The following is a 25,872-nucleotide window of genomic DNA, read 5'->3' as shown; positions in this document are numbered from 1 at the left end:
CTCGTAACGCCGCCGGTGACGCCCCCTCCCCGACCCGCAGGAGCGGGGCGGTGGAGGGAGAACTGCAACTGCGCCTAACTCACCCTCCCGCGCGGAGTTCTCCCCCCTCTCCCCTCGTGGGAGAGGGGGGCCGGGGGGGGAGAGGGGGCACCCGGCCGAGCGCGGAGCCTACCTCCCCCGTCTCCTCTGCATCATCTCCCGCCTGCCCGCGCCCCGCTCGGCGCTGGCTCGCGCCGCCTCGTCGGCCTTCGCTACGCCCGCCTCCTCCGCCGCTCCGGCGGGCTCCAGGTGCGCGGCGAGGGCGCCGACGGTGGGGTACTGGAAGATGTCCACCACCGACACCTCGCGGCCCAGCGCCTCGCGCAGCTTCTCCTGCATGCGGGCCACGAGCAGCGAGTGGCCGCCGATCTCGAAGAAGTTGTCGTCGAGCCCCACGCTCTCCACGCCCAGCACTTCCTGCCACACGGCGGCGAGCTTCCGCTCCAGCGCGCTCTGCGGCACGGAGACGGCGGCGCGCTCGGTGGCGGCCGGGGGCGCGGGGAGGCGGCGGCGGTCCACCTTGCCGTTGGGGGAGACGGGGAGCGCGTCCATCGCCACGAACACTGCGGGGACCATGTAGTCCGGCAGCCGCTCGCGCAGCCACGCCCGCAGCTCCCCCGACGACGGCGCCGTGAAGCCGGGCGCCGGCTCCAGGTAGGCCGCCAGCCGCTTCTCGCCCGTGTCGTCGCGCACGACGACGGCGGCCTGGCCCACGGCGGGGTGCGCCAGGAGCGCGACCTCCACCTCGCCCAGCTCGATGCGGTAGCCGCGCACCTTCACCTGCTCGTCGGCGCGGCCCAGGTACTCCAGCTCGCCGTCCGCCAGCCAGCGCGCGCGGTCGCCGGTGCGGTACATCCGCGCGCCGGGCTCGGACGAGAACGGATCGGGGACGAACGCCGCGGCCGTCATCCCCGGCTTCCCCAGGTAGCCGCGCGCCAGCCCCTCGCCGGCCACGTACAGCTCGCCCGCCACGCCGATGGGGACGGGCACGAGCCGCGCGTCGAGCACCCAGGCGCGGTGGTTGTCCACCGGCCGGCCGATCGGCGGCAGCCCCGCGCCGTCGTGCGGCACCGCGGCCCAGGCGCTGACCACGCTGTTCTCCGAGGGCCCGTAGAGGTTCTCGAGCCGGAGCCCCGCGGGCGGCCGCCGGCGCAGCGCGTCGCCGCCGGTGAACATGGCGCGCAGCCGGGGCGGCCGGGGGGCGCCGCGCTCCATCGCCTCCAGCACCGCCTCGCACGCCGGGGTGGGAAGGAAGGAGAGGGTGACGGCGTTGCCGTCCAGCCAGCGCAGCAGCACCGGCGGGTTCGCGCGCACCTCGTCGGGGGCCACGTGCAGCGAGGCGCCGGCCGTGAGCGCCGCCCACGTCTCCCACGCGCTCGCGTCGAACGACGGGCTGGCCAGCTGGGTCGTCCGGTCGTCGGGACCGAGCTCGAACGCCCGCCGGTGCCAGGCGACCAGGTTCGCCACGCCGCGGTGCGGGACCGCCACGCCCTTCGGCCGGCCCGTCGACCCGCTGGTGTAGATGACGTAGGCGACGTGGTCCGGATCGACGGCGACGCCGGGATTCGCGTCCGGCTCCGACGCGAGCGCCGCTTCCTCCTCGTCCAGCGCGATGACCCCCACCCCACCCTCCCCCGCCCGCTCCCGCGGGTGGGGGAGGGCCGGGGAGGGGGCCTCACCGGCGGCGTCCGCGCGGTAGCCCGCATCGCCCGTCGTCACCCGGTCCCGCAGCCCGGCGCGCGTCAGCACCACCGTCACCTCGGCGTCGCGCAGCATGTAGGCGATGCGCTCCGGCGGCGAGGCGGGGTCGAGCGGGAGGTACGCGCCGCCCGCCTTCAGCACCGCCAGCTCGGCCGCGACGATCGCCGCCGAGCGCTCCAGCAGCACGGCCGCGCGCCGCTCGGGGCCGACGCCGAGCCGCCGGAGCCGGTGCGCGAGGCGGTTGGCCCGCACGTTCAGCTCCGCGTAGGTCAGCCGCCCGTCGGCGGCCTCCACGGCGAGGGCGTGCGGCTGCCGGGCGGCGCAGGCCTCGAACAACTCGTGCACGGCGGCCCGCGGCGCGGGATGCACTTCGCCGCGGCTCCACGCGCCGAGGACGAGGGCCTTCTCCTCCTCCGGCAGCAGCGGCAGGTCGGAGACGCGGCGGTCGGGGTCCGCGGCCGCGGCGGCCACCAGGACGCCCAGCTGCGCCGCCAGCCGCTCCATCGTCCCCCGGTCCCACAGGTCCGACGCGTACTGGATCACCCCGCGCAGCACGCCGCCGTGCTCGGCCATGGCCACGGTCAGGTCCACCTTGGCCGTCCCCGTGTCGCCCTCGCCCGCCTCCACCGCCAGCCCGGCGAACCCGGGATCGGCGTCCGCGGCGGCCGCGCCGGCCGTCTGCAGGCTGAAGATCACCTGGAAGAGCGGGTGCCGGGCCAGGCTCCGCTCCACGCGCAGCTCCTCCACCAGCCGCTCGAAGGGGACCTCCTGGTGCGCGTAGGCGTCGAGCGTGGTCTCGCGCACCTGCGCCAGCAGCTCGCGGAAGGTGGGGTCGCCGGAGAGGTCGGCCCGGAGCGCCAGCGTGTTGAGGAAGACGCCGATCAGCGGCTCGGTCTGCTCCGGCGTGCGCCCGGCGATCGGCGAGCCCACCACCACGTCCTCGGTCCCCGACCAGCGGAAGAGGAGGACGTCGAGCGCCGCCAGCAACGCCATGAACAGCGTCGCCCCGCTCTTCCGGGCCAGCTCGGCCACCGCCGCGGAGGTCTCGGGCGGCAGCTCGAAGGGGATCGTCCCCCCGCGGAAGCTCTGCACCGGCGGGTGCGGCCGGTCGGTGGGCAGGGCCAGCGTGGCCGCGCCCGCCAGCCGCTCGCGCCAGAAGCCGACCTCCGCCTCCAGCGACGCGCCGTCCAGCCGCCGGCGCTGCCAGAGGGCGTAGTCGGGATACTGCACCGGCAGCGGCGGCAGCCCGGCGTCGCGCCCCTCGCGCGCGGCGTCGTAGAGCGCCGCCAGCTCGCGGAAGAGGATCCCCATCGACCAGCCGTCCGCCACGACGTGGTGCAGCGTGAGCAGGAGCAGGTGCTCGTCGTCCGCCAGTCGGACCAGCCGCGCGCGCAGGAGCGGCCCGGCCGCGAGATCGAACGCCGCGCGCGACTCCGCGTCGGAGATGCGCTTCGCCTCCGCGCTCCGCGCCTCCTCGTCCGCGACGGACGTCAGGTCGTCCAGCGGGAGGGGGATGGAGAGCGCGGGAAGGACGACCTGCACCGGCTCGCCGCCTTCCGCGCGGAAGACGGTGCGCAGCGCTTCGTGGCGGGCGACCAGGCCGTCCAGGGCGCGGCGGAGCGCGTCCGCGTCCAGGTCGCCGCGGAGGTGGAGGACGGTCGGCAGGTTGTAGGCGGCGGGCGCGGCGCCCAGGCTCTCGACGAACCAGAAGCGCTGCTGGGCGAAGGAGAGCGGCGCCCGCTCCCCGCGCGGCTGGGGGACCAGCGGCGGCAGGCGGTGCTCCCCGCCCGCGCGCGCGGCCACGGCGCGCGCCGCCAGCCCGGCCACGGTGGGCGCCTCGAAGAGCGCGCGCAGCGGCAGGTCCACGCCGAACGCCCGGCGCAGGCGCGAGACCACCTGCGTGGCGCGCAGCGAGTGGCCGCCCAGCTCGAAGAAGTTGTCGTGCACGCCGGGACGCGCGCCCAGCACGCGCTCCCAGATCCCGGCCACCACCTCCTCGGCCGGGGTGCGCGGCGGGACGCGCCCCGCCTCGGCGGAAGCCGGCTCGGGCTCCGGGAGCGAGCGGCGGTCCACCTTGCCGGTGGGGGTGAGCGGCATCCGCTCCAGCACCACCCACGCGGCGGGGACCATGAAGTCGGGGAGCCGCGACGCGACGTGCGCGCGCAGCTCGGACGGCGCCGGCGCCGCGCCCTCGGCGGGGACCAGGTAGGCCACCAGGCGCTTTTCGGTCCCCTCCCCGCGCACGGCGACGGCGGCCTCGCGCACGGCGGGGTGCGTCCCCAGCACCGCCTCCACCTCGCCCGGCTCCACGCGGAAGCCGCGGATCTTCACCTGGAAGTCCACGCGGCCGATGTACTCCAGCTCGCCGTCCGTCCGCCAGCGCACCCGGTCGCCGGTGCGGTAGAGCCGCTCGCCGGGGGTGCGGGAGAAGGGGTCGGGGACCCACTTCTCGGCGGTGAGCGCCGGGCGGTCCAGGTAGCCGCGCCCCAGGCTGGCCCCGCCCGCGTACAGCTCGCCGGGGACGCCCGGCGGCACCGGGTTCAGGTGCCGGTCCAGCACGTACAGGCGCGTGTTGTCCAGCGCCAGGCCGATCGGCGGCAGCAGCGGCCAGGCGTCGGGGTCGCCGCCCAGCCGGTGGGCGCTGATCACGTGCGTCTCGGCCGGGCCGTACTGGTTGACGAGCCGGGCGCCCGGGTTGGCGCGGAAGAGGGCGCGCAGCTGCGGCGTGGAGCGCAGCGCCTCGCCGGCGGTGTTCACCTGGCGCAGGGCGGGGAGGCGCGCGTCGGCCCCTTCCGCCGCCTCGGCCAGGTTCTGCAGCCCGGCGAAGGGGATGTAGAGCCGCTCCACGCGGTGCTCGCGCAGGTGGGCCAGCAGGCGCTCGGCGTCGCGGCGGCTGTCCTCGTCGATCATCACCACGGAGCCCCCCGTGGCCCAGGCGCCGAAGATCTCCAGGTACGAGGGGTCGAAGGAGAGCGAGGCGAACTGGAGCGTCCGGGCCGCCGGCTCCGGCCCGAAGTGCCGGACCTGCCAGAGGAGGAGGTTCACCAGCGCCCGGTGCGGGAGCGCCGCGCCCTTGGGCCGCCCCGTGGAGCCCGAGGTGTAGAGCACGTAGCAGAGGCTCTCGGGGTCGAGCGGCACCCGCAGCGGCTCCGCGCTCTCCCGCGCGATCTCCTCCGCGTCGCCGTCCAGCCGCACCACGGGCGTGCCCGTCTCCGGGAGCCGCGCGGCGACGGCGGAGGTGGCCAGCAGCACGGCGGCGCGGCTGTCGCGGAGCATGTAGGCCGCGCGCTCGGCCGGGTAGGCGGGGTCCACGGGGACGTAGCCGCCGCCCGCCTTCAGCACCGCCAGCACGGCCACCGGCAGGTCGAGCGAGCGCTCCAGCGAGATCGCGACCAGGCTGTCGGGGCCCACGCCGAGCTTCGCCAGACGCCGGGCGAGCCGGTTCGACCGCCGGTCGACCTCCGCGTACGTCAGCCGCTCGGCGCCCCACTCGACGGCGGCGGCGTCCGGCGTCCGCGCGGCCTGCCGGGCGAAGAAGTCGTGGACGACCAGCCCCTCGTATCCCGGCCGGTCCGTCGCGTTGAAGGTCTCCACCACCAGCCGGCGCTCGGCGGGCGAGAGCATCGGCAGCGCGGAGACCGGCGCGTCGGGCGCGGCGGCGGCGGCGCGCAGCAGCGCGTCCAGGTGCGAGACGAGGCGGACGACGGTCGGCGCGTCGAAGAGCGCCGTGGCGTACTCCACCCACCCGCCGACGCCGTTCCTGTCTTCGTAGAGGCCGACGGTGAGATCGAAGCGCGAGGTGCCCAGCTCGGCCTCGCGCCCCCGGATCCAGGCGTCGCCCAGCTCCAGGGCGCCGCCGGGGGCGTTCTGCAGCGTGAACATCACCTGGAAGAGCGGCGAGTGGCTCAGGGAGCGCTCCACCTTCAGCTCGTCCACCAGCTTCTCGAACGGCACGTCCTGGTGGGCGTACGCCTCCAGCGTGGTCTCGCGCACGCGCCCCAGCAGCTGGCGGAACGACGGGTCGCCGGAGACGTCGGCGCGGAGCGCCAGCGTGTTGCTGAAGAAGCCGATCAGCGCCTCCAGCTCCGGCCGCGTGCGGTTGGCGATCGGCGTCCCCACCACCAGGTCTTCCTCGCCCGACCAGCGGTGCAGCACCGCGGCGAAGGCGGCCAGCAGCGTCATGAACGGCGTGGCCCCCTCGCGCGCGGCCCACTCGCGCGCCGCCCGCGCCGCCTCGGGCGACAGCTCGAAGTGGTGGGTGCCGCCGCGCAGGTCCTGCACCGCCGGGCGCGGCCGGTCGAACGCCAGGTCCAGCGTGGCCGGGGCGCCGCGCAGCCGCTCGCGCCAGTAGGCGAGCTGCCGCTCCAGCTCGTCCCCCGCCAGCCACCCGCGCTGCCACGCCGCGAAGTCCGCGTACTGGACCGGGAGATCGGGAAGCGGCGGCGGCTCGCCGCGGCGGAAGGCGCCGTACAGCGCCGTCAGCTCGCCGTGCAGCACCCCGGCCGACCAGGCGTCGAACGCGGCGTGGTGGAAGACGAGCAGGAGGACGTGCTTCTCCGGCTCCAGGCGCAGGACCGTGGTGCGCACCAGCGGCCCGGTGCGCAGGTCGAACGGCCGCCGCGCCTCCGCCGCGATGCGCCGGTCGGCTTCCGCCTCGCGCTCCCCTGTCGGGACGAGCGAGAGGTCGGCGAAGGACACCGCGAAGCCTTCCGCCGGGAGGATGCGCTGCACGGGGCCGTCGTCGCCGGGGACGAAGGCAGTGCGCAGCGCCTCGTGCCGGCGGACGATCTCCTTCACCGCGGCTTCGAGGGCCGGGAGATCCACGCCGCCCGCGAGCTCCAGCGCCTGCGGGACGTTGTAGTGCGGCGACCCGGGCTCGAGCTGCTCCAGGAACCAGAGCCGCTCCTGCGCGAACGAGAGCGGCAGGTCGCGCGAGCGGTCGGCGCGCGGGATCGGCCCGGCGGGCGCGGCGGCGGCGGGGAGGGCCTCGCCGCGCAGCGCGTCGATCCTGGCCGCGAGCGCGGCGAGCGTGGGCGACTCGAAGACGGTGCGCAGCGGGATCTCGACGCCCAGCGCGTCGCGGATCCGCGAGACCAGCTGCGTGGCCAGGAGCGAGTGGCCGCCCAGGCGGAAGAAGTCGTCCGCGGCGCCCACGCGCTCCACGCCCAGCAGCGCCGGCCAGAGCCCGGCCAGCGCCTCTTCCGTCGCCGTGGACGGGGCGGCGTAGTCCTCTTCCGACACGGCCTCGGGCTCGGGGAGCGCGCGGCGGTCCACCTTCCCGTTCGGCGTGAGCGGGAGCGCGGCGAGGACCACGACGGCGGAGGGGACCATGTACTCCGGGAGCAGGCGCCCCAGGTGGCCGCGCAGGGCGGCGGGCGACGCCTCCGCCTCGTCCGCCACGGCCCAGGCGACCAGGCGCTCCCCACCCGCCGCGTCGGGACGCGCCGCCACGACGGCGTCGCGGACGGCGGGGTGGGCGCGCAGGGCGGCCTCCACCTCGCCGGGCTCGATCCGGTAGCCGCGCACCTTCACCTGCTCGTCGGCGCGGCCCAGGAAGTCGAGCTGCCCGTCCTCGCGCCAGCGCACGCGGTCGCCCGTGCGGTAGAGCCGCGCGCCGGGCCCGGAAGAGAAGGGATCGGGGACGAACGCCGCGGCCGTCATCCCCGGCCGCCCCAGGTAGCCGCGCGCCACGCCGGCGCCGCCCACGTACAGCTCGCCGGGGACGCCGGGCGGCACGGGGCGCATCTCCCCGTCGAGGACGTACGTCGTCGCGTTCTCCAGCGGCCGGCCGATCGGGGGACGCGACGGCGAGGGCTCCAGCGGGTCCGAGATCGACGCGCAGACGGTGGCCTCCGTCGGCCCGTAGGCGTCCAGGAAGCGGCGGCCGGGGGCCCAGCGCGCGGCCACCTCCGGCGGGCACGCCTCGCCCGCCGTGACCAGCGTCTCCAGGTGGGGAAGGTCCGCGTCCCCCAGCACCGCGAGCGCGGAGGGGGGCAGGGTGGCGACCGTGACGCGCTCGCGCCGCAGCAGCCAGAGCAGGTCCGCGCCGGGGAGCAGCGCCTCGCGCGGGGCGAGGACGAGCGTGGCGCCCGCCGCCAGCGCCGTCAGCACCTCCGAGACCGACGCGTCGAAGCTCACCGAGGCGAACTGGAGCACGCGGCTCTCCGGCGCGACCCGGAACGCATCGACCTGCGCCCGCACCAGGTTGGCCACGCCCCGGTGCGGCACCGCCACGCCCTTGGGCCGGCCCGTGGAGCCCGACGTGTAGATGACGTACGCCAGGTTGTCGGGATCGACCTCCGCCTCGTCCGCCCGCAGCGGCGGGGCGGCGGCGATCTCCTCCCGGTCGCGCTCGAGCGAGAGCACGGGGCCGGCGAAGCCCTCCAGCGCCGCCGGCACGCCGGAGCGGACGACGAGCGCCGCGGCGCCGCAGTCCTCCAGCATGTACGCCAGCCGCCCGGACGGGTACGCCGGGTCGAGGGGGACGTAGGCGCCGCCCGCCTTGAGCACCGCCAGCAGCGCCGCGACCAGGTCCGGCGAGCGCTCCAGCGCCAGCGCCACGCGCCGCTCGGGGCCCACGCCCAGCGCGCGCAGGCGGCGGGCGAGGCGGGCGGCGCGCGCGTCCAGCTCCGCGTAGGTGACCCGCTCGCCCAGGAAGGAGAGGGCGGCGGCGCCCGGCGTCCGCGCGGCCTGCGCCTCGAAGAGCCGGTGGACGGGGACGGCGGGAACGGGGCGGACGGCGCCGCGCGGCCACTCGCGCGCCACCCGCGCGCGCTCCTCGGCCGTCATCAGGTCGATCTCGGAGCGGCGCAGGCCGGGGTCCTCGGAGACCGTCTCCAGCACGCGGAGGAAGTGGTCGACCAGGCGCTCCGCCGTGGGCGCGTCGAACAGGTCCTCCATCCACTGCGCCTGCACCACCAGGTCGGCGTCCTCCTCGACCACCTCGAACGCCAGGTCGAACTTGGCCGAGCGGTACTCCACCGGCTGGAAGTCCACCTCCACGCCGCCCAGCGCCAGCCGGTCGCTCCGCGCGTTCTGGAGCGAGAACAGCGCCTGGAACACGGGGTTCCGGCTCAGGTCGCGCGGGATCCTGAGCTCCTCGACCACGCGCTCGAAGGGGAGCTCCTGGTGCTGGAAGGCGTCCAGCAGCGACTCGCGCTCGCGCCGCACCAGCTCGCGGAACGCCGGGTCGCCGGAAAGGTCGGTCCTGAGCGCCAGCGTGTTCACGAAGAAGCCGACGATCTCCTCCACCTCGCGCCGGGTGCGCCCGGCCACGGGCGTGCCCACCACCACGTCGCCCTGCCCCGAATGGCGCATCAGCACCACGCGGAAGGCGGCCAGCAGCACGGCGAAGAGGGTGGTCCCCTCTTCCAGCGCCAGCGCGCGCAGCGGCCCCGCGATCCCCTCGACGTGGCGGAAGGAGTGCCCGCCCCGGTGCGAGACGGCGGGGGGGCGTGGCCGGTCGGTGGGGAGCTCCAGCGCGGGCGGCGCGCCCTCCAGCGCCCGGCGCCAGAACGCCAGGTGCTGCTTCAGGTTCTCGCCGCTCAGGTACTCGCGCTGCCACGCCGCGTAGTCGGCGTACTGGAGCGCGAGCGGCGCCAGCGGGCTGGGCTCGCCGCGGCGGAAGGCGTCGTAGAGCCGGTTCAGCTCCGACACCATGATCCCGATGCTCCACCCGTCGCTGACGATGTGGTGGATCGTCACCAGCAGCGTGTGCTCCTCGGGCCCCAGGCGGACCAGGCGGGCGCGCATGACGGGGCCGCGCTCCAGGTCGAAGCCGGTGTTGGCGTCGTCGCTGGCGATCCGCTCCGCCCGGGCCTCGCGCTCGGCCGCGGGAAGGGCGGAGAGGTCGACCACCGGGAGCGGGACGGGCTCGAAGGGGTGGATCACCTGCACCGCCCGGCCGCCCCGCTCCGCGAAGGTGGTGCGCAGCGTCTCGTGGCGCTCGCGCAGCGCGTCCAGCCCCCGCTCCAGCGCGGGGACGTCGAGGGGGCCGCGCAGGCGGACGGGGAAGAGGACGTTGTAGGTGGGCGCCCCCGGCTCCAGCCGGTCGAGCACCCACAGCCGCTGCTGGGCGAACGACAGCGGGAACGGCTCGCCCGTGCGCCCGCGCGGGGCCAGCTCGGGCCCGGCCTTCTGCGCGCGCGCCGTCTTCAGCCGCATCTCCAGCAGCCGCCGCTTCTCCGGAGAGAGCTCCGCCAGCTTGCTCAGCAGGTCCGTCATCCGCCCTTCATCCGAAAGAAAGTCACGCCGTGGCCACGGCGATCGCGTTGCTTCGTCTCGCTCGACCGGCATCCTCGCGAGGGCCGCCGGTGAGGCCCCCTCCCCGGCCCTCCCCCGCCCGCAGGAGCGGGCGGGAGAGGGAGAACCGCGAACTGCGAACGACCGCCCGGCCACGCCGAGGTCATCCCGAGGGGCGCGGTAGCGACCCGACTTCGCGCCCGCTCGACCGGCACCCTCGCGGGGGCCGCCGGTGATGCCCCCTCCCCGACCCTCCCCCGCCCGCCGGAGCGGGCGGGAGAGGGAGAACCGCAACTGCGCGACAGCCTGGCCGACCGAACCGATGTCGTCCCGATGGGCGCGGCAGCGACCAGAGGGATCTACTCGCCCCCACTGGAGGGTCGCCCCGACGCGAAACCTCGCCGGGCACGTCCGTCAGACCCTCGACGCGCCTACGCCTCCATCAGCGCGCGCAGCTCCTCCTCCGGCATCTCCTCCATCAGCGCGGCGAGGGCCTCGTCGCGGGCGGCGTCGACGCGCGCGGCCACGCCGGCGAGCGTCGGCGCCTCGAAGACGGCCCTGAGCGGCAGCTCCACCTCGAAGCGCTCCAGCACCGCCGCGACCAGCCGCATCGCCAGGAGCGAGTGGCCGCCGAGGAGGAAGAACGAGTCGTCGGCGCCCACGCGCTCTACCCCCAGCAGCTCGCCCCAGAGCTCCGCCAGCGCCTCTTCCGTGGGCGTCGAGGGCGGCCGGCCGGCCTTCGGCCCGCTCCGCCCGGGGGCGGGGAGGGCGCGGCGGTCCACCTTGCCGCTGGGGGTGAGCGGGAGCGCGTCGAGCACGACGAACGCACCCGGCACCATGGGCTCGGGGAGGCGCGCGGCCAGGTGCGCCCTCAGCTCCTCGGCGGCGGGCGCGGCGCCGTCCGCGGGGACGACGTAGCCCACCAGCCGCGGGTCTCCGGCCACGTCCTCGCGGGCGGCGGCGACGGCGTCGCGCACGGCCGGGTGCTCGCGCAGCGCGGCCTCGATCTCCCCCGGCTCCACGCGGAAGCCGCGCACCTTCACCTGCTCGTCCACGCGGCCGAGGAAGTCGAGCTGCCCATCCTCGCGCCAGCGCACGCGGTCGCCCGTCCGGTAGAGCCGCGCGCCGGGCTCGGAGGAGAACGGATCGGGGACGAAGCGCTCCGCCGTCAGCCCCGGCCGCCCCAGGTAGCCGCGCGCCACGCCCACGCCGCCGACGTACAGCTCGCCCGGCGCGCCGGGGGGGACCGGGTGCATCGCCGCGTCGAGCACGTGCGCCGTGGCCCCGGGCATCGGGCCGCCGATCGCCGGGCGGGGGTCGGGGGCGGGGTCGACCGCCAGCGTCGCGCAGACGGTGGTCTCCGTGGGGCCGTAGGCGTTCACGAAGCGCCGCCCCGCGCCCCAGCGCCGCGCCGCCTCGCCGCCCACGGCCTCGCCCGCGGCGACGACGGTGGCGAGCGCGGGCAGCTCCGCGTCGGGGAGCGCGGCGAGCACGGAGGGCGGCAGCGTGGCCACGGTGACCGCCTCCGCGCACAGGAGGCCGAGCAGCCCGGGGCCGGGGAGGAGCGCGTCCGCCGTCCCCATCACCAGGCAGGCGCCGTTCAGCAGCGCGTGCGCGGCCTCCGCCACCGCCGCGTCGAAGGAGAACGAGGCGAACTGGAGCACGCGGCTCCCAGGGCCGATCCCGAACGCCTCGCGCTGCGCCTCCGCCAGGTTCCCGATCCCCAGGTGCGGCACCACCACGCCCTTCGGCCGCCCCGTCGACCCGGAGGTGAAGATCACGTACGCCGCGCTCCCGGGATCGACCTCGACCGGGAGGTTCGCATCGCTCTCCCGCTCCAGCTCCTCCGCTACGGCGTCCAGCGCAATGACCATCGCGCCCGTAGACGGGAGATCGGGGAGGAGCGAGGAGTGCGTGAGGACGACGCGGGCGCCGGAGTCCTCCAGCATCCAGCGGCGCCGCTCGGCCGGGTAGCGCGGGTCGACGGGGAGGAACGCGCCGCCCGCCTTGTTCACCGCCAGCAGCGCCACCACCAGCTCCGGCGAGCGCTCCAGCGACACGGCGGCCACTGTCTCCGCCCCCACGCCCAGCGCGCGGAGCCGGCGCGCCAGGCGGTTGGCCCGCGCGTTCAGCTCCGCGAAGGGGATCGTCTTCCCCTCGAAGCGGATCGCGGGCGCCTCCGGCCGGCGCGCGGCCGCCTCCTCGAAGAGGCGGTGGAAGGGCGCGCGCGGCGCGTCCGCGGCCGGTCCGCGGCTCCACGCCGCCAGCGCGCGCCGGTCGCCCTCCGTGAGCGGCGCCACCTCGCCCACGGCGCGCTCGGGGGACTCCGCCAGCGCCGCGGCCAGGGCGCGGTACCGCTCGGCGAGGCGGCGCGCGGCGCCGGCGGTGAAGCGCGCGGCGTCGTAGGTCAGGCGGAGCTCCAGCGCCCCGCCGCGCGGGACGACGGCCACCGCCAGCGGGTAGTTGGTGCGCTCGACCAGCTCGGCGTCGGCGGCCTCGAGATCCGGCTCCCCGCGCTCCGCGCCGGCGGGGGCGGGGGCGGGGAGGGCCGGGTAGTTCTCGAAGACGTAGAGCGACTCGAAGAGCGCCCGGTCGCCGGGGACGCCGCTCCACCGCCGCACCTCGGTGAGCGGCGCGTGCTCGTACTGGCGCGCCTCCAGCTGCGCGCGCTGCACCTCGCGCAGCCACTCCAGCACGCGCGCGCCGCGCCGCACGCCCACCCGCGCGGGGATGGTGTTGATCATCATCCCCACGATCTCCTCCACCCCGGGGAGGTCGGCCGGGCGCCCGGAGACGGTGGTGCCGAAGAGCACGTCGTCCTCGCCCGCGTGGCGCGCGAGGAGCAGCGCCCACGCGCCCAGGAAGAGCGTGTTGAGGGTGATGCGCCCCTCGCGGGCGAAGGCGCCGAGCGCGGCGGCCTCCGCGGCCGGGAGGGCGAGCGCCACCTCGCCGAACTCGGACGGGGCGCCGCCGGGGCCCGCCGCCGCGCCGGCCAGCGGGAGCGGCGTGGGCCGGGCGAAGCCCGCCAGCGCGCGACGCCAGAACGCTTCCGCGGCCCCCGCGTCCTGCCGCGCCAGCCACGCCACGTAGTCGCGGTACGGCCGCGGCGCGGGGAGGTCGGCGCCGCGCCCGGCCGCGTACGCCGCGTAGAGCGCGTCCACCTCGCCGTACAGCCGCGGCGCCGACCAGCCGTCGAAGACCAGGTGGTGGTGCGTGAGCACCACCCGCCACTCGGCGTCGGCCAGGCGCGCCAGGGTGAGCCGCAGCAGCGGCGCGCGCGCCGGGTCGATCCCGCGCCGGAGCTCCTCCCCGGCCAGCGCGCGGAGGCGGCCGGGGAGCTCGCCCCGCGGCACGCCGCGCAGGTCCAGCCGGCGCACCGGGAGCCCGGCGCGGCGCAGCACCACCTGCACCGGCCCCCCGGCCCCCGCGTCCACGAAGGCCGTGCGCAGCGCCGGGTGCCGGCCGACCACCGCCTCCCAGGCGCGCGCGTAGGCGTCCGCGTCGAAGCCGCCGCGCAGGGTGAACGCCGCCTGCCCCACGTACGCGTCCGACTCCGGCGTCAGGCGCGCGTGGAAGAGCATCCCCTGCTGGAGCGGGGTGAGCGGGTAGACGTCCTCCACCTCGCCCGGCCGCGCCCCGGCGGCCGCCAGCACGCGCTCCGTCTCCTCGCGCGTGAGCGCGGCCAGCGGGAAGCCGGCCGGCGCCTGGGCGCGCGACGCTCCGCGGCAGTGCGCGACCAGCCCGCGCAGCGCGTCGGCGTAGTCGGACGCGGCGCGCTCGACGGCGGCCGCGCCGAACACCTCGCCCGCGTACATCCAGGTCACCCGCAGCCGCCCGCCCTCCACCAGGGCGGCGATGTCGACCAGCGCCGCCCGCCGGGCGCGCGGGGCGTGCGCGGGGCCGGGGGAGACGTCCGTGCCGCGCAGCCAGCCGCCCTCCCCGCCGTCGTACCGGCCCAGGTAGTTGAAGCTGAGCCGCGGCTCGGGGAGGGCGGCGAGGCGCTCGTCCCCGACCGCGTGGCGCAGCAGCCCCCAGCCGAGCCCCTTCCGCGGGATGGCGCGGAGCTGCTCCTTCACCGCGCGCAGCAGGTCGCCGTCGTCGCCGGGGGGGACCTCCAGCACCACGGGGAAGGCGGCCGTGAACCACCCCACCGTGCGCGAGAGGTCCACCCCCTCGAACAGCTCCTCGCGCCCGTGCCCCTCCAGCTCGAGCGCCACCGCGCCGGCCCCCGTCCAGCGCGAGACGGAGCGGGCGAGCGCGGCCAGCAGCACGTCGTCGACCCGCGTCCCGTAGACGGGCGGCACCTCCTGCAGGAGCGCGCGCGTCTCGGCCTCGTCCAGCTCGACGGTGACGGTGCGCAGCCCCGCCTCGGTGTTCTCCCCCGCGGGATGGTCGGCGGGGAGGTCCGCCGCGCGCTCCCACGGGCGGGAGAGCCACCACTCCGCCTCGCGCCGCACCTCGTCCGCCGCCGCCAGCGCGGCCAGGCGGTGCGCCCACTCCCGGAACGAGGTGGTCTTGGCGGGGAGGGCGACGGGCTCGCCGCGGGCGGCCTGCCCGTACGCCGTCTCCAGGTCCTCCAGCAGCACGCGCCAGGAGACGGTGTCCACGGCCAGGTGGTGGACGGTCCACAGCAGCCGGTCCGGCTCCCCCGCGGCGCCGCGGTAGAGGACGGCGCGCATGAGCGGCCCGCGCTCCAGGTCCAGGCTCGCCTGCACGGCCGCCGCGTGCGTCTCGATCGCGAGGCGCAGCGCCTCGCCGGACAGGTCGGACAGGTCGACGAGCTCGAACGGGATCGGCTCTCCCGGCGCGGCGAACACCTGCCTCCACGCCGACCCGACCCGGCGGAAGCGCAGGCGCAGCGCGTCGTGGTGCTCCAGCACCCGGGCGAAGGCGCGGCGCAGGGCGTCCGCGTCCAGCGGCGCGGCGGACTCCAGCATCACCGGCAGGTTCCAGTGGTGCGCCTCCGCGAAGCCGTGGGCGAAGAACCAGGCCTGGATCGGGGTGAGCGGCGCCTCGCCGGCGACGGCGCCCTGCTCGGCCGCGGCGCGCGCCGGCCCGCCCGCCACGGCCGCCAGCGCGGCCACCGTCTGCTCTTCGAACACCTGGCGCGGGGTGACGCGCACGCCCTCGCGCGCGGCGCGGGAGACGACCTGGATGGAGAGGATCGAGTCGCCGCCGAGCGCGAAGAAGTTGTCGTGCACGCCCACGCGCTCCACTCCCAGCACCTGGGCCCAGACGCGCGCCAGCACCTCCTCCACCGCGCCCCGCGGGGCCACGTACCCCTCGCCGCCGCCGGCCGGGGCCTCGGGCGCGGGGAGGGCGCGGCGGTCCACCTTCCCCCCCGGCGTCAGCGGCAGCGCGTCCAGCGCCACGAAGGCGGAGGGGACCAGGTGCGCGGGGAGGCGGCCGAGCAGGTGCGCGCGCAGCTCGTCCGGCGACGGAGCGCTCCCGCCCCGGCCGACGACGTAGGCCACCAGCCGCTTCGCGCCGGGCGCGTCCTCGCGGGCGGCGACGGCGGCGTCGTGGACGGCCGGGTGCTCGCGGAGCGCCGCCTCCACCTCGCCCGGCTCCACGCGGTGGCCGCGCACCTTCACCTGCTCGTCGGCGCGCCCGATGAACTCCAGCACGCCGTCGTCCCGCCAGCGCGCGCGGTCGCCGGTGCGGTACATGCGCGCGCCCGGCTCGGCCGCGAACGGGTCGGGGACGAACGCCGCCGCCGTCGGCCCGGGCCGCCCCAGGTAGCCGCGCGCCACCCCCGCGCCCCCCAGGCACAGCTCGCCCGCCACGCCGGCCGGCACCGGGCGCAGCGCCGCGTCCAGCACGTAGGCGCGGGAGTTCGCCAGCGGCCGCCCCAGGGGGATGTCGGCGGGCGCGTCGGCGGGCGCGTCGAGCGGCGTCTCGTGGAAGGTGGCGGTGACGGTGGCCTCGGTGGGCCCGTAGCCGTTCAGCCAGCGCACCCGGCCCCGCGCCGCCCGCTGCCACCGCGCCCACGCCCCCGGCTGCGGCCGCTCGCCGCCCGCGGTCACCAGGCGCAGGGTGGGCGGCAGGTCTTCGGCGCGGACCCCCTCGGCGACCCAGGCGTGCCAGTACGCGGTGGGGAGGTTCAGCAGCGTGATCTCCCGCTCCGCGATCAGCCGCGCGAAGGCGGCGGCGTCCGGCGGCGGCCCGGCGGGGCGCGGCACGAGCGTGCCGCCCGCCAGGAGCGTGGGGAAGATCTCCTCGACGGAGATGTCGAAGCTGAACGAGGCGAACTGGAGAACGCGGTCGGCCTCCGTCACCCCGAGCTCCTCGATCACCGCGCGGTTGTGCGCCACCAGGGAGGCGTGCGTGACCACCACGCCCTTCGGCCGGCCGGTCGACCCCGAGGTGTAGATGACGTACGCCGCGTTCTCCGGGTGCACGTCCGGCAGCGGGACGTCCTCGGCAGACGCGATGCGATCCCACTCCCCGTCGACGACGACCACCCGGACGTCCGTCGCGGGGATGCGGCCGGCGAGGCGCGCCTGCGTGAGGACGACGGGAGCGCCGGAGTCTTCCAGCAGGTAGCGGACGCGTCCGGCCGGGTAGTCGGGATCGACCGGGACGTACGCGCCGCCCGCCTTCAGCACGGCGAGCACGGCGGCCACCATCTCCGCCCCGCGCTCCATGCAGACGGCGACCCGCGACTCCGGCCGCACGCCGAGCGACGCCAGGCGCCGCGCCAGCCGGTCCGAGCGTGCGTCCAGCTCCGCATAGGTGAGCGAGCCACCGTCGAAAACGACCGCCGCGGCGGACGGATTGCGCGCCGCCCGCGCGGAGAAGAGGCGGTGCCACGGCTCGCCGCCGGCGCCGACGCGGCCCGCGCCGCTCCACTCCGCCAGCCGGCGGGCCTCGGCGGGGGTGAGCCAGGGCACCTCGCCCAGGGTGCGGCCCGGGTCGGCCGCCAGGCCGGCGAGCAGCTCGCGCAGGAGGGCCAGGATGCGCCGGGCGGCCGCCGCGTCGAAGCGCCGCGCGTCGTACGCGAGCCGGAGCTCGAGCTCCTCGCCGGGGACGGTGACCAGGGTGAGCGCGTAGTTGGTGCGCTCGGGCACCTGCAGCCCGTGGAAGCGGAGCCCGCCGTCGTCGGCGGGCCCGTCCGCGCCGACCGGGTAGTTCTCGAACACCAGCACGCTCTCGAAGAGCGGCCGGCCGTGCGGGACGCCGCTCCACCCCTGGACGTCGTTGAGCGGCGCGTAATCGTGCTGGCGGACCTCCGCCTGGGCGGCCTGCAGCGCGCCGAGCCACTCGCCCACGCGCGCGGACGGGGGCGCGGCGAGCCGCACGGGGAGGGTGTTGATGAACAGCCCCACCATGCGCTCCACCCCCGGCAGCTCCGCGGGGCGCCCCGACACGGTGGCGCCGAAGACCACCTCCTCCTCGCCGGAAGAGCGCGCCAGGAGGAGCCCCCACGCGCCCTGCACCAGCGTGTTGAGGGTGACGCCCCGCTCGCGCGCGGACGCGTGGAGGCGCCCGGTGAGCGCGGAGTCGAGCCAGAGCGTCTCCATCCCGTGCTCCTCGGCCGGCCCGGAGCCCCCGCGGTCCAGCGGCAGCGGCGTGGGCGCGGTGAAGCCGGCCAGCGCGCCCCGCCAGAACGCCTCGGCGCGCCCGGCGTCCTGCCGCAGCAGCCACGCGATGTAGTCGCGGTAGCGCGGCGGCGGCGGGAGGGCCGCCGGGCGGCCGGAGCGCTCGGCGCGGTAGAGCGCCTCCAGGTCGTCCAGCAGGAGCGGGAACGACCACCCGTCGAACAGGATGTGGTGGAACCCGAAGAGGAAGAGGTGCAGCGCGGGGCCGATGCGGGCCAGCGACAGCCGCACCAGCGGCGCCCTGCCGGGGTCGAACCCGGCGCGGCGCTCCTCCGCGAGCAGCGCGTCGAGGCGGCCCCTCCACTCCGCCTCGGGGAGCCCGGACCAGTCCAGCCGCCGCACGTCCGGCTCCGCCCGGCGGTACACCACCTGGAGCGGCCGGTCGACGTTCTCCCACACGAACGCCGTGCGCAGCGCCGCGTGGCGCGCCACCAGCGCGCGGAAGGCGCGCACCAGCGCCTCCGCGTCCACGGGCCCCTCCAGGAGCAGGGGGAACTGCTCGGCGTACGCATCCGACCGCGGCGCGTACAGCGCGTGGAACAGCATTCCCTGCTGGAGCGGGGAAAGCGGGTAGATGTCCTCGACGTTCTTCCGGCTGTCGCTGCTCATCGACTCCTCGATTGCCACTTCATCTCACGTCACCTCACTTCGACCGACTTCCGCGCGGACGCCGCCGGTGATGCCCCCTCCCCGGCCCTCCCCCGCCCGCGGGAGCGGGGCGAGGGAGGGAGAACTGCGAAAACCTCTGCCTCCCGAGCCGCAACCCGGGCCTGCGGTATGTGCTCCCCTCTCCCCTCGTGGGAGAGGGGCCGGGGGAGAGGGTCTCACCCGCCCAGCTGCGACAGCAGCGCGTCGAGCCCGCCCTGGTCCAGCCCGGCCAGCGCGAAGTCGGACGGGGTGTAGCCCCCCGCCTCGGGGTCGCGGCAGTGCTCGACCAGCTCGCGCAGCGCGCGGGTCCAGGCGGCGGCCAGGCGCTCCACCGTGGCCCGCTCGTGCACGCGGGTGCCGTACGTCCAGGCGGCCCCCAGCCGCCCCCCGCTCACCGCCGCGTCGATCGCCAGCAGGTGCGTGCGCGGCCCGAGCGGGCCGCGCGACGGCCCCGTGTCGCCGTCCAGGGGGGCGAGCAGGCGCGACGGGTCCTCCGCGGCGTCGAAGCGGCCCAGGTAGTTGAAGCTCACCTGCGGCCGCGGGAGCGCCGCGAGCTCGTCCCGGACGCCGGGGTCCGGCGACATCCAGCGCAGCAGGCCGTAGCCGATCCCCTTCCCCGGGACGGCGCGGAGCTGCTCCTTCACCGCCTTGAGCGCCTCGCCGGGGCCGCCGTCCGGCAGCTCCAGGCGCAGCGGGTGGATGGCCGTGAACCACCCCGCCGTGCGCGAGAGGTCCACGCCCTCGAACAGGTCCTCGCGGCCGTGCCCCTCCAGGTCCACCGCGAGCGCGCCGCCCGTCCAGCCGCGCAGCGCCATCGCCAGCGCGGCCAGGAGCACGTCGTTGACCTGCGTGTTGTAGACGGCGGGGACGTCGTGCAGCAGCGCGCGCGTCTCCTCCTCGCCCAGCTCCACGAAGACGCGGTCCGCCAGCCCCTCCGGGTTCGCCCCGCCGGGGTGGTCGACGGGAATCGCGCCGCCCGCCTGCGCCCGCCAGAAGGGGAGCTCCGCGCGCGCCTCGCCCGAGCGCGCGCGCTCCGCCAGGCGCTCGGCCCAGGCGCGGAACGACGTGGTCTTGCGCGGCAGCCGCGCCTCCTCGCCGCGCGCGAGCCGGCGGTACGCCGCCTCCAGGTCCTCCGTCAGGAAGCCCAGCGACACGGCGTCCGCCACCAGGTGATGGGCGACCAGGAGCAGCCGCTGTTCGCCGTCCCCCAGCTCGAAGAGGGCGAAGCGGACCAGCGGCCCGTTCGCCAGGTCGAGGCTCGCCTGGAGGGCGGCGGCGCGCCCGGTGAAGGCCGCCTCGCGCGCCTCCGCGGGGACGGCGGAGAGGTCGACGACCTCGCAGGGGACCGGGCCGCCCACGCCGGCGTTCGCCTGCTCCCAGCCGTCCGCCCCGCGCGCGAAGCGGAGCCGGAGCGCGTCGTGGTGCGCCAGCAGCGCGGCGGCGGCGCGCTCCAGGACCGGCGGGTCGAGCGCCTCGCGCGGCCGGAAGAGGAGCGCCAGGTTGAAGACGTGCGGCTCGGGGAGCTCCTGCGCGAAGAACCAGCGCTGCACGGGCGTGAGCGGCACCGGGCCGGTGACCGGGCCCTGCTCGGCACGGGCCGCGGGCGCCGCGCCGGCCACCGCCGCCAGCTCGGCGACGGTCTGGTGCAGGAACATCTGCTTCGCCGTCACGCGCACGCCTTCCTGCGCCGCGCGGGCGACGATCTGGATGGAGAGGATCGAGTCGCCGCCCAGGGCGAAGAAGTTGTCGTGCACGCCCACGCGCTCCACCCGCAGCACCTCGGCCCACACCCGCGCCAGCGTCTCCTCGGCGGGGCCGCGCGGCGCGGCGAAGGCGCCCTCGTCCCCGCGCGGGGCGGCGGGGGCGGGGAGCTTCGCGCGGTCCACCTTGCCGTTGGGGGTGAGCGGGATGGCGTCCACCGCCACGAAGGCGGAGGGGACCAGGTAGTCCGGGAGCCGCTCCCTGAGGAAGGCGCGGAAGTCGGCCGCGTCCAGCGCCGCCCGGTCCGGCCCGGCCACGTACCCCACCAGCCGCCGGTCGCCCGGCGCGTCCTCGCGCACGGCCACCGCCGCGTCGGCCGCCGCCGGGTGCGTGCGCAGCACCGCCGCCACCTCGCCGGGCTCGACGCGGAAGCCGCGCACCTTCACCTGCTCGTCGAAGCGGCCCAGGAACTCCAGCGTGCCGTCGGGCAGCCAGCGCACGCGGTCGCCCGTGCGGTACATCCGTGCGCCGCCGCCCGCGAACGGGTCGGCCACGAAGCGCTCCTCGGTCAGCTCCGGCCGGGCGAGGTAGCCCGGCGCCACGCGCTCCCCGCCGATATACAGCTCCCCGGGGACGCCCACGCCCGCGAGGGCCCCCGCGGGGTCGAGCACGTAGCAGCGCGTCCCGGTGATCGGGCGGCCGATCGGCACCGCGTGCGCGCCGGGGGGCAGGTCCGCCACCCGGTGGGTGGTGGCGAAGAACGTCGCCTCGGTGGGCCCGTAGCCGTTGACCAGGTGCGCGGGCGGGCCGCCCTCCAGGCAGCGGCGCACCGCCCCCGGGTCCGCCGCCTCGCCGCCGAACAGCACGTACTTCAGGGCGGAGAAGAGCCCCGGCACCTCCCGCGCGTGGCGGTGGAAGAGCTGCGTGGTGAGGAAGAGGTGCGTGATCCCCTTCCGCGCCAGCTCCGCCGCGAAGTCGTGGGCGGAGAGGAGCAGGTCGCGGGGGATGCCGACCGTGGCCGCGCCGTTCAGCAGCGCGCCCCAGATCTCGAAGAGCGCCGCGTCGAACGACAGGTTCGCCGCCTGCGCCACCCGGTCGCCCGGCGCGACCTCCACGTAGTCCGTCCCCACCATCGTGCGCACCACCGCGCGGTGGGGGACCACCACGCCCTTCGGCGTCCCCGTCGAGCCGGAGGTGTAGATCACGTACGCCGCCGAGTCCGGCGCGACCCCGATTCCGACGCGGCTTCCGTCCTCGGCCGCGACCGCCGCCGCGTCGCGCTCCAGGTCCAGCACGGCCGCGCCGGACGACGCGAGAGCCGCCGGTGCGCCGTCCTCGGCCACCACGGCGCGGAGCCCCGCGTCCTCCGCCATGAAGGCCAGGCGCTCGCCGGGGTACTCGGGGTCGAGGGGAACCACGGCCGCGCCCGCCTTGAGGATGCCGAGCGCCGCCGCCACCATCCCCGCCGAGTGCCCCGTCGCCAGCCCCACCCGCGCGCCCGGCGTGACGCCGAGCGCAGCCAGCCGCCGGGCCACGCGGTTGGCGCGCTCGTCCAGCGCGCGGTAGGCGAGGGCCCCGTCCGCGAAGTCCGCGGCGAGGGCGCCGGGCGAGGCGTCCGCCCGGCGCTCGAAGAGGGAGACGACGGACTCGGCGGCGTGGGCGAAGGCGGGCTCGTTCACCCCCCACTGCAGCAGCCGCTCCCGCTCGCGCGGGGAGACCATGGACAGCGTCGAGAGCGGCGCGTCGGGGCGGGAGCAGGCGTCGTCCAGGAGCACGCGCAGGTGCTCCATCATCCGCGCGACGGTCTCCTCGTCCCACAGGTCGGAGCTGTACTCGGCGATGTTGGCCAGCGTGCCGTCGCGGTGCTCCAGCGTGGCGAAGGTCAGGTCGAACTTGGCGGCGTGCGTGTCGACCAGGGACACGCCCGTCTCCTGGATCAGCTCGCGGAGGTTCAGCTCCTCGGCGAACTCCGACTCCTCCCGCTGGTGCAGGCTCTTCACGAACGTGTGGTGGAAGTACATCACCTGGAAGAGCGGGTTGCGGCTGGGGTCGCGCTCCGCCGCCAGCGCGTCGACCATCCTGTCGAACGGCAGGTCCTGGTTGGCGTCGGCGTCCAGGATGGCCGTGCGGGCCTGCCGCACCACGTCGCGGAAGGCGGGGTCGCCGCCCAGGCGCAGGCGGATCGGGGCGGAGTTCACGAAGAAGCCCACCAGCGGCTCGGTCTCGGCGCGGTTGCGGTTGCCCAGCAGCGTGCCCACCACCACGTCGTCCTGCCCGCTGTACTTCTGCAGCAGCACGTTGAAGCCGGCCATCACCACCATGTTGAGGGAGGCGCCCAGCTCCTTCCCCAGCGCCTTGAGCCGCCCGGTGAGCGCCGCCGGCCACAGGAAGCGGTAGATGCCGCCGCGGTGGGAGAGGACGGGCGGGCGCGGGCGGTCGCTGGGCAGCTCCAGCGTGGGCGCGCCCTCCAGGTGGCGGCGCCAGTAGTCCACCTGCCGCCTGAGCGTCTCGCCGGTGAGGTACTCGCGCTGCCACGCCGAGTAGTCGGCGTACTGGATCGGCAGCTCGGGGAGCGGCGACGGGAGGCCGCGGGCGTACGCCTCGTACAGCTCCTCCATCTCCCGGAAGACGATCGGCATCGACCACCCGTCGGTGACGATGTGGTGCACGTTCACCAGCAGCGCGTAGTCGGCGTCGGAGACGCGGAAGAGGTCCACGCGGAAGAGCGGCCCCTCGGCCAGGTCGAAGGGGGCCGCGCCCTCCTCGCCGACCCTGGCGCGGACCAGCTCTTCCGGAGCCGGCTCGCCGTTCGGCCCGCGCAGGTCGGTGATGCGCGCGCGCACCGGGTAGGGCGGCTGCACGATCTGCTTCGGCTCGCCGTCCACCAGGCGGAAGACGGTGCGCAGCGCCTCGTGCCGGCGCACCACCTCGCTGAAGGCGCGCTCCAGGGTGGGGACGTCGACGCGGGCGGAGACGAGCGCCGCCCCGGGGATGTTGTAGAAGGGGCTGCCGGGCTCCAGCTGGTCGAGGAACCAGAGCCGCTCCTGCGCCCAGCTCATCGGGTGCACGGGCCCGCCGCCGCGCCGCCGGATGGCGGCCACCGGCGCGGCGGGCTTCACCTCCCCGCGGATGCGCCTCTCCAGCAGGCGGCGCTTGGCCTCGGCCAGCCGCCCGGCCTCGCCGCCCTGCGCGCGCTCGATCGTGTCGCTCATGCTCAGTCCGTTTCCATCAGTCGGAAGACCGCTTCTCTCTCGCTTCGACCAGCGTTCGTGCAGCGCCGCCGGGAAGGCCCCCCTCCCCGGCCCGCAGGAGCGGGGCGGGAGAGGGAGAACCGCAAACCTCGCCGGCGGCGCGTCCCGCCGCCCCGCGCCGCAACCTCGCCCTGCGTTATGTGCTCCCCTCATCCCCTCGTGGGAGAGGGGCCGGGGGAGAGGGGGCCCCCTGCCGCCCGCGCCGGAGCCTCTCTTCACGCCGAACCCCCGCGGCTTCCGTCGTCGCTAGACCAGGCTCAGGATCTCGTCCTCGCTCATGGCGTCGATCTCGGCCATCAGCGCGGCCTCGATGGCGGCGGCGAAGCGGGCGACGGTGGGCGCCTCGAAGATCGTCTTCAGCGGCAGCTCCAGCGCGAAGGCGTCGCGGACGCGGGAGATGATCTGCGTGGCCAGCAGCGAGTGCCCGCCCAGCCCGAAGAAGTCGTCGTGCACCCCGATCGGCGAGATCGCCAGCAGCTCCTCCCAGATCGCCGCCACGCGCTCTTCCAGCTCCGTCGCCGGGGGGTGGTACTCGGTGGCCAGCGTCGGCCGGGCATACATCGTGGCGGAGGCGGACGCCTCCACCGGCGCGGCGGCGCGCTCGGCGCGCAAGGCCAGGTCGCCCGTGGAGAGGAGCACCGCGGGCTCTCCCGCGAGCGCCAGCAGCGTCTCGAACGCGGGCCCGGCCTCCTCCGGCGTGATCCCGAGCCCTTCCGCCGCCTCGCCCTCGTCGAGCCAGCGGTCCCACCCGGCGCTCGTCCACGCCTGCGACCCTGCGCGGGCGCGGCGCTGGGCGAAGGCGTCCGTCATCGCGTGCGCCGCCGCCGCCCCGGCCAGCCCGATCCCGCCCAGCGCGGGGGTGAGCGACGACTCCAGCACCACGAAGTCGAGCGCCCGCCCCTCCAGCGCCTCCCCGACCGCCTCCAGCTCGGCGAAGAGGCGGGCGGCGCGCTTCTCCCACTCGGCCAGGCGCAGCTCGGCGGCGACGGCCCGCGGCTCCACCTCGTGCGCCAGCGGCGAGACCACGACCCCGTGCAGCGCGCCGAAGCGCCCGTCGATCTCCCGCAGCGCGTCGCGGAGCTGCACGGCCTCGGAGGGGACCACCTGGATGGTGAGGACCTCGGTGCCGCCGGCCTCCAGCTCGCGGACGCGCTCGATCTGCCGCCGCAGCGGGTCCTCGGCGAGGCGGGCGCGCACGACGGCGTCCCACTGCCCCCGGTGCGGGAGCGTGGGGTCGACGAGCGCCAGCCTCGCCCCGCGCGTGCGGACGAGGTGCCCGGCCAGCCGCTCGTTGCGCCCGCGCAGCCCGCCCAGGAAGAGGTAGACGCCGCCCTCGCGCAGCGGCACCGGGCCCAGCGCGGCGGGCGGCACGGCGTCCCAGCCGCGCACCCAGCGGCCGCGCCCGCGCAGGGCCACCACGCGCTCCGTCCGCCCGGAGAGCGCCTCCGCGGCGACGCGCTGCGCCAGCGCCTTCGCCCCGGCGGCGGAGCGCGGCGCCTCGACGTCCATCGCGCGGACGGCGAGCGACGGGTACTCCAGCGCCAGCACGGGGAGCGCGCCCAGCAGCCCGGCGCGGACCGGCTCCAGCGCCTCGGCCCCGGTCACCTCCGCCATCCCCGCCGAGACGGCGACCACCTCCGCCTTCTCCCGCCGCAGCGCGTCCGCCAGCAGCACCACGCCGAACCCGCCGCGCGCCTCCCCTTCTCCCGCCACCCCCCAGAGGTGGAGGACGGTCGCGGGGACGCCGCCCGCGCCGGCCAGCGCGTCCACCAGCCGGCGGTGGTCCTCGCGCGAGCCGGGACGGACGGTGAACGCGCCGCCCGCGGCCTCGAAGCGCTCGCCGGGGCGGACGGCGACGACCTCGCGCCCCGCCGCCCGCAGCTCGTCGAGCACTGCGGCGGAGAGCGCGGAATCGTCCGCGAAGACGAGCACGCGCCCCTCGCCGGCGGCGGCGCGGACGGCGGGGGTGCGGCGCCACGACGGGAGGTACGCCCACCGCGCGGGGTCGGCGCACTTCCCTGCCTGCGCGGCGCGACGCGAATCCACCGCGTCGGCGGAAGGCGCCTCGACCCAGTAGCGCTGGCGGTCCCAGGGGTAGGTCGGCAGCGGGACGCGGTTCAGCCGCTCGCCCGCGTGGAACGCCTCCCAGTCCGGCGCGGCGCCCGCCAGCCAGAGCCGGCCCAGCGCGCCGAGGAGGAAGGAGGCGTCCGGCGCGCGGTCGTACGGGGAGCGGAGCGACGGGATCGCCGGGACGCCCGCGGCCGCCTCGCCCGCCTGGCGGACGAAGGTGCCGAGCGTCTGCCCGGGGCCGACTTCGAGGAGGACGCGCCCCGGGCCGCGCAGCAGCTCGGCGGCGCCCCTGTCGAAGCGCACCGGCTCGCGGAGGTGGCGCGCCCAGTAGCGCGGGTCCACGGCTTCCGCGGGGGTGATCCACGCCCCCGTGACGTTGGAGAGCAGGGGGATGGAGGGCGCCCTGAGCGTCATCCGCCCCACCAGCTCGGCCAGCGGCTCCACCGCGGGCGCCATCATCGGCGAGTGGAAGGCGTGCGTCGTCGCGAGCCTGCGGGCGACCACGCCGGCCGCCTCCAGCCGCGCGCGCACGGCCTCCACCGCGTCGTCCGGCCCGGCCACCACGCACAGCTCCGGCGCGTTCACCGCGGCGATCGCCGCCCCGTCCAGCAGGTAGGGCG

At 77.0% G+C, this 25,872-nt stretch carries 4 protein-coding genes; all 4 read right to left on the bottom strand.

The window, feature by feature from the left end; translation table 11 throughout:
- Positions 1-168: 168 nt before the first annotated feature.
- Positions 169-9,963 (bottom strand): amino acid adenylation domain-containing protein, encoded by a 9,795-nt coding sequence (locus VF746_29715; GenBank protein ID HEX8696633.1) that lies wholly within the window; start codon positions 9,961-9,963, stop codon positions 169-171.
- 449 nt (positions 9,964-10,412) lie between these two features.
- Positions 10,413-18,191, bottom strand: a complete 7,779-nt coding sequence (locus VF746_29710; GenBank protein ID HEX8696632.1) for an amino acid adenylation domain-containing protein — start codon at positions 18,189-18,191, stop codon at positions 10,413-10,415.
- Between the two features lie 215 nt (positions 18,192-18,406).
- On the bottom strand, positions 18,407-23,143 hold the full coding sequence (locus VF746_29705) for an amino acid adenylation domain-containing protein (GenBank protein ID HEX8696631.1): 4,737 nt from the start codon (positions 23,141-23,143) through the stop codon (positions 18,407-18,409).
- 285 nt (positions 23,144-23,428) lie between these two features.
- Positions 23,429-25,872: phosphopantetheine-binding protein (locus VF746_29700; GenBank protein ID HEX8696630.1), on the bottom strand; the 2,444-nt coding region annotated here is incomplete at its 5' end.

The sequence above is a fragment of the Longimicrobium sp. genome (assembly GCA_036389795.1).
Classification (GTDB): Bacteria; Gemmatimonadota; Gemmatimonadetes; order Longimicrobiales; family Longimicrobiaceae; genus Longimicrobium.
Note: the sequence above shows the minus strand (reverse complement) of the source record. Positions and strands in the feature narration are given on the sequence as shown.

Bases quoted from the DNA above. Each gene is read 5' to 3' on its own strand.
- VF746_29710 (HEX8696632.1), bottom strand. From the start codon at position 18,191: ATGAGCAGCGACAGCCGGAAGAACGTCGAGGACATCTACCCGCTTTCC.
- VF746_29705 (HEX8696631.1), bottom strand. From the start codon at position 23,143: ATGAGCGACACGATCGAGCGCGCGCAGGGCGGCGAGGCCGGGCGGCTG.
- VF746_29715 (HEX8696633.1), bottom strand. From the start codon at position 9,963: ATGACGGACCTGCTGAGCAAGCTGGCGGAGCTCTCTCCGGAGAAGCGG.